Source organism: Mycobacterium sp. WUMAC-067 (assembly GCF_020217485.1).
GTDB lineage: Bacteria > Actinomycetota > Actinomycetes > Mycobacteriales > Mycobacteriaceae > Mycobacterium.
Genome location: NZ_JAEKMI010000013.1, coordinates 81,220 through 96,192 on the forward strand (window position 1 = coordinate 81,220; position 14,973 = coordinate 96,192).

The following is a 14,973-nucleotide window of genomic DNA, read 5'->3' on the forward strand; positions in this document are numbered from 1 at the left end:
CCGGGCGACGAAACCCCGGCCCGCCAGTCACGCGACGTGCCGGGTCCGACGTCCACGAGCGGTCGCGAAGTGCGGCATACTGGGGCGCCGTGTGTGGTCTGCTGGCGTTCGTTGCCGCCCCCGAGGACGGGGACAAGGAGGCGGCCGCGGCCCGCGCCGACGATGCGATCGCGCGCGCGTCGCATTCGATGCGCCACCGCGGGCCCGACGAGCCGGGCACCTGGGTGGACCCGGACACCGACGGCTCGGTCGTGTTCGGCTTCAACCGGCTGTCCATCATCGACATCGCGCATTCGCACCAGCCGCTGCGCTGGGGGCCGCCGGAGGCGCCCGACCGCTACGTGCTGGTGTTCAACGGCGAGATCTACAACTACCTGGAGCTGCGCGACGAACTGGCCACCCAGCATGGCGCCGTCTTCGCCACCGACGGCGACGGCGAGGCCGTCGTCGCCGGCTACCACTACTGGGGCACCGATGTCTTGACCCGGTTACGCGGCATGTTCGCCTTCGCGCTGTGGGACACCACCACCCGCGAATTGTTTTGCGCCCGGGACCCTTTCGGCATCAAGCCACTGTTCATGGCGACCGGCGCCGGCGGCACCGCCGTGGCCAGCGAGAAAAAGTGTCTGCTGGATCTGGCCGGGTTGGTCGGCTTCGACACGGGCATCGATGACCGGGCGGTGCAGCACTACACCGTCTTGCAGTACGTGCCCGAGCCCGAGACGTTGCACCGCGGGGTGCGCCGGCTGGAATCGGGCTGCTACGCGAGGATTCGTCCCGACCGCCTGCAACCGGAGGTCACCCGGTACTTCGCGCCGCGGTTCGCCGCCACCCCGATCGTCCGCGGCAGCGAGCGGGCCCGGTACGACGAGATCACCGCGGTGCTCGAGGACTCGGTGGCCAAGCACATGCGCGCCGACGTCACCGTCGGGTCATTCCTCTCCGGGGGGATCGACTCCACGGCCATCGCGGCGCTGGCCATCCGGCACAACCCGCGGCTGATCACCTTCACCACCGGCTTCGAGCGGGAGGGATTCTCCGAGATCGACGTCGCGGTGGCCTCGGCGGAGGCGATCGGCGCGCGCCACATCGCCAAGGTGGTCACGCCGGACGAGTTCGTCGCCGCCCTGCCCGAGATCGTCTGGTACCTCGACGAGCCGGTCGCCGACCCGGCGCTGGTGCCGCTGTTCTTCGTGGCCCGCGAGGCCCGCAAGCACGTCAAGGTGGTGTTGTCCGGCGAGGGCGCCGACGAGTTGTTCGGCGGCTACACGATCTACCGGGAGCCGTTGTCGCTGAAGCCCTTCGACTATCTGCCCAGGCCGCTGCGGCGGTCGATGGGCAAGGTGTCGCGGCCGCTGCCGGAGGGCATGCGGGGCAAGAGCCTGCTGCACCGCGGCTCGCTGACGCTCGAGGAGCGTTACTACGGCAACGCCCGCAGCTTCTCCGACGCGCAGCTGCGCGACGTGCTGGCCGGCTTCCGCCCGGAGTGGACCCACACCGACGTGACCGCGCCGCTGTACGCCGAATCGGCGGGCTGGGACCCGGTGGCCCGCATGCAGCACATCGACCTGTTCACCTGGCTGCGCGGCGACATCCTGGTGAAGGCCGACAAGATGACCATGGCCAACTCGCTGGAGCTTCGGGTGCCGTTCCTGGATCCCGAGGTGTTCGCCGTGGCGTCCCGGTTGCCCGTGGAGGCCAAGATCACCCGCACGACCACCAAGTACGCGCTGCGCCGCGCGCTGGAGCCGATCGTCCCCGCGCACGTGCTGCATCGGCCCAAGCTGGGGTTCCCGGTGCCGATCCGGCACTGGCTGCGCGCGGGCGAGCTGCTCGAGTGGGCCTACGAGTTGGTGGCGTCGTCGCAGGCCAGTTCGGTGGTCGAGTTTGTCGACCTGGACGCCGTGCGCCGGATGCTCGACGAGCACCGCAGCGGCGCCGGCGATCACAGCCGCAGGCTGTGGACGCTGCTGATCTTCATGCTCTGGCACGCGATCTTCGTCGAGCACAGCGTGGTGCCGCAGATCAGCGAGCCGCTGTATCCGGTCCAGCTCTAGGGCCGGCCCGGCCCGGGGTTCGAGTGTGAATCCTGGGCTTTCATCGTGAACCCTGGGCGCGGCTTGTCGGCGTGTCGCCGCCGTCAGCTCACACGCGACGCCGTGAGTTCACACTCAAGGCGGCCCGGGCGAGAAATGGCGTCAGCCCAGCACTCCGGCGATCTCGGCGGCCGCCTCGTCGCCGTAGGCGTCGGCCAACCGCGTCTTGGCGGCCTCGCGGTCCCACGCCCACTCCTGGGTTCCGGTCGACTCCAGCACCAGCACGGCCACCAGCGAGCCCAGCTGCGCCGACCGTTCGAGGTTCAGCCCGGCGCTACGCCCGGTGAGGAAGCCGGCCCGGAACGCGTCGCCGACGCCGGTGGGGTCGGTCTGGCTGGTCTCGGGGACCACGCCGACGTGGGTGGTGGTCCCGTCGCGCTCGACGATGTCGACGCCCTTGGCGCCGAGCGTCGTCACCCGCAGGTCCACCTTCTTCTGGACGTCGGCCTCTGACCAGCCGGTCTTGGAGAGCAGCAGCTCCCACTCGTAGTCGTTGGTGAACAGGTAGGCGGCGCCGTCGATCAGCTTGTCGATCTCTTCGCCGGACAGGCGGGGCAGCTGCTGGGACGGGTCGGCGGCGAACGGCAGGCCGAGCTTGCGGCACTCCTCGGTGTGCACCACCATCGCGTCCGGGTCGTTGGCGCCGATGATCACCAGGTCGGGTTTGCCCACGGACGACGCGACGTCGGCGAGCTTGATGTTGCGGGCCTCGGACATGGCGCCGGGATAGAACGACGCGATCTGGGCCATGTCCTCGTCGGTGGTGCACACGAAGCGCGCGGTGTGCGCGGTCTTCGAGATCAGCACGTGGTCGCAGTTGACGCCGTGGCTCTGCAGCCAGTCGCGGTACTCGCCGAAATCGTCACCGGCCGCGCCGACCAGCGCCACGTCGCCGCCCAGCACACCGATGGCGAAGGCGATGTTGCCCGCCACGCCGCCGCGGTGAATCACCAAGTCGTCGACCAGGAAGCTCAGGGACACCTTCTGGAGGTGCTCGGCCAGCAGGTGCTCGGAAAACCGGCCGGGGAACCGCATCAGATTGTCGGTCGCAATCGAACCTGTCACCGCGATCGTCACGAAATCTCCACCCTTCGTTAGTAAGGTTATCTAGCTTACTCACGCGCCCAGGACCGTCGTCGCGTGCACGGTCGCCGCGAGGTCTGCGCTAGCCTCCCTAGGGAACTCACTCAAGTCGCCGGGATCACAATGCTTGGGCCGCAACCCGCTTGCAGTCCCGTCTACCACCGTAGGAGAACCACGATGGCAGGCCCGCACTCGCCGAACCACCCTGTCGGCGGCGGCAGCGGCGGACCGAGCGGACATGAGCGCCCCGGCGATTCCCAGCCACTCGAGTTCCCCGATGACCCCAACGCCGCCGGCCCGGGCTTCACCCCGGCTCCGCAGGCAGGACCCCCGTCGGCCAATTATGCCGGGCCGCCAACCGGGCCGGCGCCGTACCCGCCGCCACGCTCCAAGCGGCGGCTGATCGTCGGCGTGGCGCTGGCCATCGCGCTCGTTGCGGTACTGACCCTGGCCATCGTGTACGGGGTGCGCACCAACGGGGCCAACACCGGCACCACGTTCTCCGAGGCCACGGCGAAGACGGCGATCCAGGGGTACCTGGACGCGCTCGAGCACCGCGACGTCAACGAGATCGCCCGCAACGCGCTGTGCGGCCTCTACGACGCCGTCCAGGACAAGCGATCCGATCAGGCGCTGGCCAAGCTCAGCAGCGACGCGTTCCGCAAGCAGTTCTCCGAGGTGGAGATCACCTCGATCGACAAGATCGTGTACCTGTCGCAGTACCAGGCTCAGGCGTTGTTCACCATGCGGGTCTCGCCGGTGAGCGGCGGCCCGATGCGCGGGCCGGTGCAGGGCATCGCGCAGCTGCTTTTCCAGCGCGGCCAGATCATGGTGTGCTCGTACGTGCTGCGCACCGGGGGCTCGTACTGAGTTTCGCTCGCCGCGAGACTGCAACTGCCGACGACCCTACTCGAGGAATGCGTCGCCAGTTGCAGTCTCGCGGTGAGGTCAGTTGAACGAGTCGCCGCAGGCGCAGGACCCGCCGGCGTTGGGGTTGTCGATGGTGAACCCCTGCTTTTCGATGGTGTCCACGAAGTCGATGGACGCGCCGTCGACGTAGGGCGCGCTCATCCGGTCCACCGTCAGGGTCACACCACCGAACTCCGCGATCAGGTCGCCATCCAGCGACCGGTCGTCGAAGAAGAGGTTGTAGCGCAGCCCAGCGCACCCACCCGGCTGGACCGCGATGCGCAGCGCCAGGTCGTCGCGACCCTCCTGGTCCAGCAGCGACTTGGCCTTGGTGGCGGCGGCCTCAGTCAAGATCACGCCGTGGGTCTTGGCGTTCGCCTCGTTTTGCACCGTCATTGCTTCTCCTACATGCCTCATTGTTGAGTGGGACCGATCATGCCCGGCACCGCCGACTTGCGCCGAGCGGCCCGGACTGCCGGAAAGTCCACACCATCAACGGTACCTTGCAGGACCGCTATTCCCGAGTCGCGCCGCCACAACGGAGGCCAGACCCATGAGCTGATTGGCCGCGTCGGCCTGCGCCAGTCGCACCGATCCGGCGTGTTCGGCGATGGACAACGCGGCCATGATGCCCGACGAGCGCACCGTCGCGTTGTCCAGATCGACCTGGCCGGCCAGCACCACCACCGGGATCCCCCGCGGCCGGGCCGCGTCGGCCAGAAAGCCCACCACCTTCCCGTGCAGGGACTGCTCGTCGAAGCGGCCCTCGCCGGTGACGATCAACTCCGCCGTGTCGAGGTCGTCGGACAGCCGGGTGTGTTCGGCGATGATGGCGGCCCCGGACTCACACCGCCCGCCCAGGGCGAGCAGCCCGGCGCCGATGCCGCCGGCGGCCCCCGCGCCCGGCTCGGCGCTCACGTCGCGTCCGGCCACCGCTTCCAAGATGAGCGCCCACGCCTGCAGCCGAACTTCCAGCGCCGCGACGGTGGCCGTGTCGGCGCCCTTCTGCGGCCCGAACACCCGCGCCGCTCCCCACGGGCCCAGCAGGGGGTACTCGGTGTCGGACGCGGCGATCAGCTCCACGTTGCCCAGCTGGCGGCGCGCGGTGTCCAGGCCGCCCAGCTCGGCGATCATGCCCTGGCCGCCGTCGGTGCACGCGCTGCCGCCCAATCCGACGACGATCCGCGTCGCCCCCACCCGCAGCGCCTCGGCGATCAGTTGGCCCACGCCTTTGCTGTGGGCGGCCATGGCGGTCTCCGGGGTGGGCCGCCCGCCGATCAGCGTCAGGCCGCAGGCCTGGGCGCACTCCAGGTAGGCGGTCGCCGACCCGGGGTCGAAGACCCATTCGGCCTCCACCATGGCTTTTAGCGGCCCCGATACCCGCAGCCGGCGCATCTCCCCCAGCCTGCTGGCCAGCACCTCGACGAAGCCCGGCCCGCCGTCGGACTGCGGCGCGACGATGAACCGGTCGCCCGGACGCGACCGGGTCCAGCCGGTCGCGATGGCGGCGGAGGCTTCCAGGGCCGACATGCTGTCGGCGTAACAGTCCGGGGCCACCAGGACTTGCATCGCGGGTAGCTGAAGACGGCCGGGGGCCAGGCCGGGGGCAGCATCATCCGAGGCCATCGACCCGTCGTCCATCAAAGGCAGCCGTTCATCACGTGTAAGACTAGGGCCAAGTGAGGCACTAACGCAGGTCTAATAGCAAGGCATTCCAGGCGAATTCCGGCGCGCGGCGTCCGCGAAGTAACCTGGCCCCTGTGAAGCTTTTGGGCCGCAAGAAGGGCCAGGACACCGACCTCGACGACAGCGTCGCCGCGTTGGCCGCCTCCGACGTTGCTGGCGCCGCGGATGACACACCCCGCCGGACCGGGCCCAAGGGGCGCCCCACGCCCAAACGCAACGAGGCCCGGCGCAACGCGAAGAAGGGCCCCGTCGCGCCCGCACCCATGACCTCAGCGGAGGCGCGGGCCCGGCGCAAATCGCTGGCCGGTCCCAAGCTCAGCCGCGAGGAGCGCCGCGCCGACAAGACCGCGAACCGCGCGCGCATGTCGGAGCGCCGCAATCGCATGATGGCCGGCGAAGAGGGCTACCTGCTGCCGCGCGACCAGGGCCCGATCCGGCGCTACGTGCGTGATGTGGTGGATTCCCGGCGCAACCTGTTGGGCCTGTTCATGCCGTCGACCCTGTTCTTGATGTTCGCCATGTTCGGCGTCCCCCAGCTGCAGCTCTGGGTGTCTCCGGCGATGCTGGCGCTGATGGCGGTGATGAGCGTCGACGGCCTGATCCTGGGCCGCAAAGTCAGCAAGCTGGTCGACACGAAGTTCCCCAACAACACCGAAAGCCGTTGGAAGCTGGGCCTTTACGCCGCCGGCCGCGCCTCCCAGATGCGCCGGCTGCGGGCGCCGCGGCCGCAAGTCAAGCATGGCGCCAGTGTCGACTGACCCTCGCCTGAAGGCCGGCTGACGCCGGTGCGCACCCTGGTGCTCGGCGGGATCAGGTCGGGCAAATCACGGTGGGCGGAGGAGGCCATCGCCGCGGGATTGCCGCCCGGCCGGCCGGTTCATTACCTGGCCCCGGGGCCCGCCGGTGACGACGACACGGCCTGGGCACAGCGGATCGCCCGGCACCGCGCCCGCCGCCCCGCGCATTGGTCGACGATCGAAACCCAGGACATCGCAACGCAATTGCGCGAATGCCCGCACACGCCCACCCTGGTCGACGACCTCGGCACCTGGCTGACCGCCGCGATGGACCGCGACAACGCATGGGAGGGCGGCTCGGTGGCGGCGTCGGTGGATGACGTGCTGTGCGCGGTCGGCGCCTTCGCCTCGACCCTGGTGCTGGTCAGCCCCGAAGTCGGGCTGACCGTCGTGCCGGCCACCGCGTCCGGGCGCCGATTCGCCGACGAGCTCGGCAGCCTCAACCAGTGCCTGGCCCGGGTGTGCGATCGGGTGGTGCTGGTGGTGGCCGGGCAGCCGGTGCCGATCAAGCCGTCGGGGGCCTGATGGAATTCGCCCCCGTGTCGCCGCCCGACGCGGGCGTCGCCGCCGCCGCCCGCGCCCGCCAGGACACCCTCACCAAGCCCCGCGGCGCGCTGGGCCGCCTCGAGGACCTGTCGGTGTGGATCGCGTCGTGCCAGGGGCAATGCCCGCCAAGGCAATTCGAGCGCGCCCGGGTGGTGGTGTTCGCCGGTGACCACGGTGTCGCCCGGTCGGGGGTGTCGGCGTACCCGCCGGAGGTGACCGCCCAGATGGTCGCCAACATCGATGCCGGCGGGGCCGCGATCAATGCGCTGACCGGCATCGCCGGGGCCAGCGTGCGTGTCGCGGATCTGGCGGTCGACGCCGACCCGCTGAGCCCGCAAATCGGCGCCCACAAGGTGCGCCGCGGCAGCGGCGACATCACCGTGCAGGACGCGTTGAGCGACGACGAGACCGCGCGGGCGCTCGCGGCCGGCGCGGCCATCGCCGACGAGGAGGTCGACGCGGGAGCGGACCTGCTGATCGCCGGCGACATGGGCATCGGAAACACCACGGCCGCAACGGTTTTGGTGGCCGCGTTGACCAACGCCGAGCCCGTCGTGGTGGTGGGCTTCGGCACGGGGATCGACGACGCGGGGTGGGGACGCAAGACCGCCGCGGTGCGTGACGCCCTGTTCCGCGCGCGCCAGGTGCTGCCGGATCCGGTCGCGCTGCTGCGCTGCGCGGGCGGCGCGGATCTGGCCGCGATGGCGGGCTTCTGCGCACAGGCCGCCGTCCGGCGCACGCCGCTGCTGCTCGACGGCATGGCGGTGACGGCGGCGGCGCTGGTGGCCGAGCACCTGGCTCCCGGCGCTCGCATGTGGTGGCAGGCCGGTCACCGGTCCACCGAGCCGGGTCACGCGTTGGCGCTGACGGCACTGGATTTGGACCCGATCCTCGACCTGCGCATGCGGCTGGGCGAGGGAACCGGCGCCGCGCTGGCGCTGCCGGTCCTGCGTGCCGCGGTGGCCGCCCTGTCATCGATGGCGACGTTCACCGAGGCCGGCGTGTCCAACCGCCCCGAGCCGCCCCCTCCCCCGCCGTGATCCGTTCGCTGGCAACGGCTTTCGCGTTCGGGACGGTGCTGCCCGTCCCCGGTGCCCGGGCCGCGCCGATGGGCCGCGGCGCCATGACGGCGCTGCCGGTGGTGGGCGCGGCCCTGGGGGCGCTGGCCGCCGCCGTCACCTGGGGTGGGGAGCTGGCCTTCGGGCGGTCCAGCCCGCTGCCCGGACTGCTCGCGGTCGCGGCACTGCTGCTGCTCACCCGCGGCCTGCACATCGACGGCGTCGCCGACACCGCCGACGGCCTGGGCTGCTACGGGCCGCCGCAGCGCGCGCTGGCCGTGATGCGCGAGGGATCGACCGGGCCGTTCGGGGTGGCCGCCGTCGTCGTGGTGGTGCTGCTGCAGGGGCTGGCGTTCTCGGCGCTGGGAGCGCGCGACGCGGTGCACGGCGCCGTCGCGATTGTCGTGGCGGTGGCCGCCGGGCGGGTCGCCGCAGTGCTGGCCGGTCACCGCTCGATGCCGGCGGCCGAGGGCAGCGCGCTGGGCGCCGCGGTCGCCGGGAGTCAGCCGACGGTGGTGGTGACGGCCTGGGTCGCGGTGCTGCTTGCGATTTCGCTGGCGGCCGGGCCGCGGCCGTGGCAGGGGCCGGTCGCCGTGCTGCTGGGCCTGGGCTGCGGCGCGGTGCTGGTGCGGCACTGCGCGCGCCGCTTCGGCGGCATCACCGGCGACGTGCTGGGCGCCGCGATCGAGTTGACGACGACGGTGTGCGCGGTGGCGCTGGCGGGCCTGGTCCGGTTGTAGCGCGCCGCGAACGTGACTGTGCGGTCACGTTCGGCGCCGACCGTGACTGTGCAGTCACGTTGGCGGCAGGGCCGCCTACCCGAGCCGGGCCATCCAGCCGTGGGTGTCGGCGAAGGTGCCCCGCTGAATCCCGGTCAGCGTGTCGCGCAACGCCATCGTCACCTCACCGGGCTGGCCGTCGGCGATGGTGAACTCGGCGTCGCCGTACTTCACGTGCGCGACGGGTGTGATGACCGCGGCGGTGCCGCAGGCGAACACCTCGGTGATCTCGCCGGCGCCCGCCTTCTTCTGCCACTCGTCGATATCGATCTTGCGTTCCTCGACGGAGAATCCGGCGTCAATGGCCAACTGCAGCAACGAGTTCCGCGTGATCCCGGGCAGCAGCGAGCCGGACAGCTCCGGGGTGACCAGCCGCGCCGACCCGCCGCTGCCGAACACGAAGAAGATGTTCATCCCGCCCATCTCTTCGACGAAGCGCCGCTCGACGGCGTCCAGCCACACCACCTGGTCGCAGTCGTTGGCCGCGGCCTCGGCCTGGGCGGACAGCGAGGCGGCGTAGTTACCGCCGAACTTGGCCGCGCCGGTGCCGCCGGGGCTGGCCCGCACGTACTCGGTCGACACCCAGACCGTGACGGGGCTGATGCCGCCCTTGAAGTAGGCACCCGCCGGCGAGGCGATCAGCAGGTAGCGGTATTGCCGGGACGGCCGCACACCCAGCCCGGGCTCGGTGGCGATGACGAACGGCCGCAGATACAGCGCCTCTTCCCCGCCGGCGGCCGGGACCCAGGCGTTGTCGACGGCGATGAGCTGGCGCAGCGATTCCATGAACAGCTCTTGGGGCAGTTCGGGAATCGCCAGCCGCCGCGCCGACGACTGCAGGCGGGCGGCGTTGGCCTCGGCGCGAAACGAGACGATCGAGCCGTCCGCCCAGCGATACGCCTTGAGGCCCTCGAATATTTCCTGCGCGTAGTGCAGCACGATCGACGACGGGTCCAACTCGATCGGGCCGTAGGGGACGACACGCGCGTCGTGCCAGCCCCGGCCGTCGTCGTACTCGATCGACACCATGTGGTCGGTGAAGTATTTGCCGAAACCCGGCTCGGCCAGGATGGTTTCGCGTTCGGTGTCGGTCGCCGGACGTGTCGAGCGCGAAACCGTGAACTCGAGGGAGCCACTGGTCATCCGCTGATTGTATATCCGCCTGCCGAATCGGATTTCGCCCGCGCAGGCGGCGCGGCTAGCGGGTTTTCACCGCGACGAACGGCGGGCGCACCACCTCGCAGGCGGCGGGACGGCCGCGGACGTCGACGGTGATCTCCTGGCCGTCCTCGACCCCGGCGTCGGTGTCGATGAGCGCGAGCGCGATGCCGGCCTGCAGCGACGGGGAGAAGGTGCCCGAGGTGGTCACCCCGACGGGGGTGTCGCCGGCCAGCACCGTCTGCCCGGCGCGCAGCACGCCACGGCCGACCATCCGCAGCCCGCGCAGCAGCCGCCGCGGCCCGGCCTCCTTCTCGGCCCGCAGGGCGTCGCGGCCGAAGAACGCGTCCTTCTTCCAGCCGATCGCCCAGCCGCAGCGGGCCTGCAGCGGGGAAATGTCCAGCGACAGTTCGTGCCCGTGCAACGGGTAGCCCATCTCGGTGCGCAGCGTGTCGCGGGCGCCCAGGCCGGCCGGCTCGCCGCCGGCGGCGCGGACCGCGGCGGCCAGGGCGTCGAACACCACCCCGGCGGACTCCCACGGCGGCAGCAGCTCGTAGCCGTGCTCGCCGGTGTAGCCGGTGCGGCAGACCCGCACCGGCACGCCTGAAAACTCGGTGTCGGCGTAGGCCATGTAATCCATGTCGGTGGGCAGGCCCAGCTCGCCGAGCACGTCGGCCGATCGCGGCCCCTGCACCGCCAGCACCGCATAGGAGCGATGCAGGTTGGTGATGGTCAGTTCGGGTGGCGCGGCCGCCTGCAGCGCCTCGACCACGGCGGCGGTGTTGGCGGCGTTGGGCACCAGAAAGATCTCGTCGTCGTCGACGTAGTAGGCAATCAAATCGTCGACGACTCCGCCGGATTCGGTGCAGCACAGGGTGTATTGAGCCTTGCCGGGCCCGATCCGGTTGACGTCGTTGGTGAGCGCGGCGTTGACGAACCGCGCGGCGCCCGGCCCGCGCACCGACGCCTTGCCCAGGTGGCTGACGTCGAAGAGGCCGACCGCGTTGCGCGTCGCGTTGTGCTCGCTGACCGTGCCCGCATACGACACCGGCATCAGCCAGCCGCTGAATTCGGCGAAGCTGGCACCCAGGTCGCGGTGACGGTCTTCTAACGGTCCGTGCAGAAGGTCGGCTTCGTTGCTCACGACTCTTCACCCTAAGGGGCCGCGACGGGCGGCCCGTTAGGGTGATGCGGATGAGCACAGAACCCGGTTACGCCTCCCCCGTTGTCACTGTCGCCTCCTCGCTGCCCCGGCGCGCCGCCGCGTCGACCGTGCTGATCGTGCCCGTCGTCTCGACCGGCGACGATGACAAGCCGGGCGCGGCCGTAACCGAGGCCGGGCCGTTCCTGTCCTCGGATGCGGTCGCCGAGATCGAGTCCGGGCTGCGCGCGCTGGAGGCCACCGGTGGCGCCGACCAGGTGCACCGGCTGGTGGTGGGATCGCTGCCGGTGTCCAGCGTGCTGACGATCGGTCTGGGCAAGCCGCGGCCCGAGTGGCCGGCCGACACGATCCGCCGCGCCGCCGGTGTGGCCGCGCGGTCACTCGGCACCACCGCGGCCGTCATCACCACGTTGGGCGAGCTGCCCGGCGAGGGCGTCGCCTCGGCCGCCGTCGAGGGCCTGATCCTGGGCAGCTACCGGTTCACCGACTTCCGCAGCCCCAAGACCGCTCCCAAAGACAAAGGGCTGGGCAAGATCACGGTGCTCGCCTCGGAAACTAAAGGGGCCAAGGACGCCAAGAGGGACGCCGCGCACGGTGCCGCGGTCGCGACCGCGGTCGCCACCGCCCGCGACTTCGTCAACACCCCGCCGAGTCACCTGTTTCCTGACGAATTCGCCAAGCGCGCAAGGGCTTTGGGGGAATCGGCCGGCCTCGAGGTCGAGGTGCTCGACGACAAGGCGCTACGCAACGGCGGCTACGGCGGGATCATCGGCGTCGGCCAGGGTTCGTCTCGGCCGCCGCGGCTGGTGCGGCTGACCCACCGAGGTTCGAAGCTGGCCAAGAGATCCAAGCAGGCGAAGCGAGTCGCCCTGGTGGGCAAGGGCGTGACGTTCGACACGGGCGGCATCTCGATCAAGCCGGCGGCCGGGATGCACCACATGACCTCGGATATGGGCGGGGCCGCCGCGGTCATCGCGACCGTCACGCTGGCCGCGCAGCTGCAGCTGCCCATCGACGTGATCGCGACCGTCCCGATGGCCGAGAACATGCCGTCGGCGACGGCGCAGCGCCCGGGTGACGTGCTGACGCAGTACGGCGGCATCACCGTCGAGGTGCAGAACACCGACGCCGAGGGCCGGCTGATCTTGGCCGACGCCATCGTGCGCGCATGCGAGGACAACCCGGACTACCTGATCGAGACGTCGACGCTGACCGGCGCGCAGACGGTGGCGCTGGGCAGCCGGATCCCGGGCGTGATGGGCAGCGACGAGTTCCGCGACCGGGTCGCCGCGATCTCGCAGCGCGTGGGCGAAAACGGTTGGCCGATGCCGCTGCCCGACGAACTCAAGGAAGACCTGAAGTCCACGGTCGCCGACCTGTCGAACATCAGCGGGCAACGCTTCGCCGGCATGCTGGTCGCCGGGGTGTTCCTGCGCGAGTTCGTCGCCGACGGTGTGGGCTGGGCGCACATCGACGTGGCCGGCCCGGCCTACAACACCGGCGGCCCGTGGGGGTATTCGCCCAAGGGCGCCACCGGCGTGCCGGTCCGCACCATGTTCGCGGTGCTCGAAGACATCTGCGAAAACGGCTAGCGAACGGCTGAGGCTACTTCGTCAGCAACGAGAAGACGGCCCGCCGCATCGTGCGGCGCGGCCAGCCGGTGACCCCGTCGGCGGCCAGCGCGGCGTTGGCCGCGTTGCGCCCGCAGGCGCCGTGCACGGAACCACCCGGGGTCGCCGAGGCGCTGCCCAGATACAGCCCCTGGACCGGGGTTTCGGCCCGGCCCATCCCGGCGACGGGACGAAAGATCAGCATCTGCTGCAGCTGCGCGGTGCCGCCGTTGAGCGCGCCCAAATGCAGGTTGGCGTCGCTGGCCTCCAGGTCCGACGGGCGTTGCACGAACCGGTCGATCACCGCCGCGCCGAAGCCGGGCGCATGCTCCTCGATGACCCGGTCCACCGATGCGGCGAGCCGCTCGGCCGACGCGTCGTCGGCGACATTGCGCGGCAAATGCGTGTAGGCCCATACGCTTTCGGTGCCCGCCGGCGACCGGGTCGGGTCGGCGGTGGTGGTCTGCCCCAACAACATGAACGGATGCTCGGGCACCGTCTTGGTGTTCAGGTCGGCCATCCAGCGCACCAGCCCGTCGCCGTCGGCCCCCAGGTGGACGGTGCCCACCCCGCGCAGCCGTTGCGCCCGCCACGGAACCGGTTCGCGCAGCGCGTAGTTCACCTTGACCACCGGCGGATCCCACACGAAGTGCTCAAGGTCGCGCCGCACCTTGGGCGGCACCGCGTCAGCGGGCAGCATGTCGCAGAACAGTCGCGGTGCCGTCACGTCGGCCACGACCGCCCGGCGCGCCCGCACGGTGCGCCCCCCGGCCGTCGTCACCCCGACCGCCCGCCCGCCCCGCACCTCGATGCGAGATACGTTCTCGTTGCACTCGATTCGCGCGCCCGCGGAGCGGGCACGGTTGACCAGGGCGGCCGTCAGCTCGCCGGAACCCCCGACGGGCACGGGCCAGCCGCAATCCTGGGCGAGCATGGTCATCAGGAATCCCATGGCGCCGCTGATGGGCGCGTCGGGCGGCACGTCGGCGTGCATGGCGTTGCCCAGCAACAAGACTCGCGGCGCCTCGCCGGCGAACAGCTCGCTCACCATCGTGTTGGCGGGCTGCACCAGCAGGCGCGCCAACCGGATCGCTTCCGACGTGCCGAGTTCGGTCAGCAGCCGCAGCAGCGGCCGCACGGGCGGGAAGGGCGCCAGCATGGCGTCGAGCAGTGGGGACTTGATGCGCTCCCACAACTTCACGACACGCCACCAGTTTTCGCCGTCGGCGGGCTCGCGGCGTGCGAATTCCGCGGCGGTGCGCGCCGGGTCGCGGTAGATGATGGGCGGGTCGTCGTCGGCGCCGCTGCGGGGATGGCCCACCACCGCCGGCGCGTGTGACCACCGCAGGCCGTGGTCCTCGAGCTGCAGCGCGGCCATCGCGGGCGAGGCCACCGTCATCGGGTAGTACGAGCTGAACAGGTCGGTGATGTAGCCCGGCGTCAGCTCGGCGCTGCGCACCGCGCCGCCGGGTTCCGGCTGGGCCTCCAGCACCAGCACGTCCCACCCCGCGTCGGCCAGCATCGAGGCGGCGACCAGCCCGTGGTGCCCGGCCCCGATGACGACCGCGTCGGCGGTGTCCCGCACGATCACTTCACCTGGCTCGGCTCCAGACGTTCCGCCAATGCCGCCAGGCGCGACAGGCACTCCTTGTTACGCGGGTAGGCCGCGGCCAACGCGACCGAATCGGGAACGAGCGCCATCGGGCCTTCGACGGGCACCTCGATCATTTCGACCCGGCACCCCTGCGCCGTCTCGTGCAGCAGCATCGTGATCCGCGCGGCACCCATCGGCCCCAGGCGCGCACAGAGCACCAGCTTGTGCGGCGGTTCGCTCTCCTCCACGATCGTCGCGTCGTTGATCACCAAGGGCCAGATTCCAATTGAATGCCTGATCGAGGAGCCGGCCTCCGGCCAGTTGGGATCCACGGCCCGCATGCGACTGTTGCCCACCACCCATTGGGTGTAGGTCCAGCCTTGCGCAAGCACCTCCCACACCCGTTCGCGCGGGACGGGCACCTCTCGCGTTGGAGTGATCACCACACGTCCTTTCCCTCTCGGCTACCGCGGCGGGATACCCACGAACCGGGCG

At 70.9% G+C, this 14,973-nt stretch carries 14 protein-coding genes; 7 read left to right on the forward strand and 7 right to left on the reverse strand.

All coding sequences use genetic code 11. The features are described from left to right. Positions 1–89: 89 nt before the first annotated feature. A complete protein-coding gene (asnB, locus tag JF781_RS11770; RefSeq protein ID WP_225330276.1) occupies positions 90–2,057 on the forward strand; it encodes an asparagine synthase (glutamine-hydrolyzing) in 1,968 nt (655 codons plus the stop codon). Positions 2,058–2,198: 141 nt separating this feature from the next. Here the strand turns inward: asnB and JF781_RS11775 are convergent, their stop codons facing one another. Then, complete coding sequence (locus JF781_RS11775; RefSeq protein ID WP_225330275.1) at positions 2,199–3,173, reverse strand: carbohydrate kinase family protein; 975 nt, start codon at positions 3,171–3,173, stop codon at positions 2,199–2,201. A 183-nt stretch (positions 3,174–3,356) separates the two neighbouring features. On the opposite strand from JF781_RS11775, the gene JF781_RS11780 reads away from it, so the two are divergent. Continuing rightward, positions 3,357–4,049: a hypothetical protein gene (locus JF781_RS11780; RefSeq protein WP_225330274.1), complete on the forward strand. Its 693-nt coding sequence runs from the start codon at positions 3,357–3,359 to the stop codon at positions 4,047–4,049. A 78-nt stretch (positions 4,050–4,127) separates the two neighbouring features. On the opposite strand, the gene JF781_RS11785 is transcribed toward JF781_RS11780, so the two are convergent. Then, the gene (locus JF781_RS11785; RefSeq protein ID WP_225330273.1) at positions 4,128–4,484 is read right to left on the reverse strand and encodes an iron-sulfur cluster assembly accessory protein; all 357 of its coding nucleotides are present in this window, start codon (positions 4,482–4,484) and stop codon (positions 4,128–4,130) included. Positions 4,485–4,580: 96 nt separating this feature from the next. Beyond that, the gene (locus tag JF781_RS11790) at positions 4,581–5,657 is read right to left on the reverse strand and encodes a glycerate kinase (RefSeq protein WP_225330287.1); all 1,077 of its coding nucleotides are present in this window, start codon (positions 5,655–5,657) and stop codon (positions 4,581–4,583) included. 251 nt (positions 5,658–5,908) lie between these two features. On the opposite strand from JF781_RS11790, the gene JF781_RS11795 reads away from it, so the two are divergent. The 4 genes from JF781_RS11795 to JF781_RS11810 are packed head-to-tail and all read left to right on the forward strand — an operon-like array spanning position 5,909 to position 8,915. Further along, positions 5,909–6,532, forward strand: coding sequence for a DUF3043 domain-containing protein (locus JF781_RS11795; RefSeq protein ID WP_225330286.1), 624 nt, complete (start codon positions 5,909–5,911; stop codon positions 6,530–6,532). Positions 6,533–6,559: 27 nt separating this feature from the next. Further along, the gene (locus tag JF781_RS11800) at positions 6,560–7,096 is read left to right on the forward strand and encodes a bifunctional adenosylcobinamide kinase/adenosylcobinamide-phosphate guanylyltransferase (RefSeq protein ID WP_225330272.1); all 537 of its coding nucleotides are present in this window, start codon (positions 6,560–6,562) and stop codon (positions 7,094–7,096) included. Continuing rightward, a complete protein-coding gene (gene cobT, locus JF781_RS11805; protein WP_225330285.1) occupies positions 7,093–8,157 on the forward strand; it encodes a nicotinate-nucleotide--dimethylbenzimidazole phosphoribosyltransferase in 1,065 nt (354 codons plus the stop codon). The genes JF781_RS11800 and cobT overlap by 4 nt, the downstream gene beginning before the upstream one ends. Next, positions 8,154–8,915 (forward strand): adenosylcobinamide-GDP ribazoletransferase, encoded by a 762-nt coding sequence (locus JF781_RS11810; RefSeq protein ID WP_225341170.1) that lies wholly within the window; start codon positions 8,154–8,156, stop codon positions 8,913–8,915. Before cobT ends, JF781_RS11810 begins: the two co-directional genes overlap by 4 nt. 75 nt (positions 8,916–8,990) lie before the next feature. Here the strand turns inward: JF781_RS11810 and JF781_RS11815 are convergent, their stop codons facing one another. Together JF781_RS11815 and gcvT are read right to left on the reverse strand one after the other, a co-directional pair. After that, complete coding sequence (locus JF781_RS11815) at positions 8,991–10,097, reverse strand: branched-chain amino acid aminotransferase (protein ID WP_225330030.1); 1,107 nt, start codon at positions 10,095–10,097, stop codon at positions 8,991–8,993. Positions 10,098–10,152: 55 nt separating this feature from the next. After that, complete coding sequence (gene gcvT / locus JF781_RS11820) at positions 10,153–11,256, reverse strand: glycine cleavage system aminomethyltransferase GcvT (RefSeq protein ID WP_225330031.1); 1,104 nt, start codon at positions 11,254–11,256, stop codon at positions 10,153–10,155. Between the two features lie 50 nt (positions 11,257–11,306). On the opposite strand from gcvT, the gene JF781_RS11825 reads away from it, so the two are divergent. Further along, the gene (locus JF781_RS11825) at positions 11,307–12,866 is read left to right on the forward strand and encodes a leucyl aminopeptidase (protein WP_225330032.1); all 1,560 of its coding nucleotides are present in this window, start codon (positions 11,307–11,309) and stop codon (positions 12,864–12,866) included. A gap of 13 nt (positions 12,867–12,879) precedes the next feature. Here JF781_RS11825 and JF781_RS11830 read toward each other — a convergent pair whose 3' ends face one another. Further along, positions 12,880–14,475 carry an NAD(P)/FAD-dependent oxidoreductase gene (locus tag JF781_RS11830; protein WP_225330033.1) on the reverse strand — a complete coding sequence of 532 codons (1,596 nt, stop codon included), beginning with the start codon at positions 14,473–14,475 and terminating at the stop codon, positions 12,880–12,882. Further along, positions 14,472–14,921 (reverse strand): SRPBCC family protein, encoded by a 450-nt coding sequence (locus tag JF781_RS11835; RefSeq protein WP_225330034.1) that lies wholly within the window; start codon positions 14,919–14,921, stop codon positions 14,472–14,474. Before JF781_RS11835 ends, JF781_RS11830 begins: the two co-directional genes overlap by 4 nt. Positions 14,922–14,973: the final 52 nt, after the last annotated feature.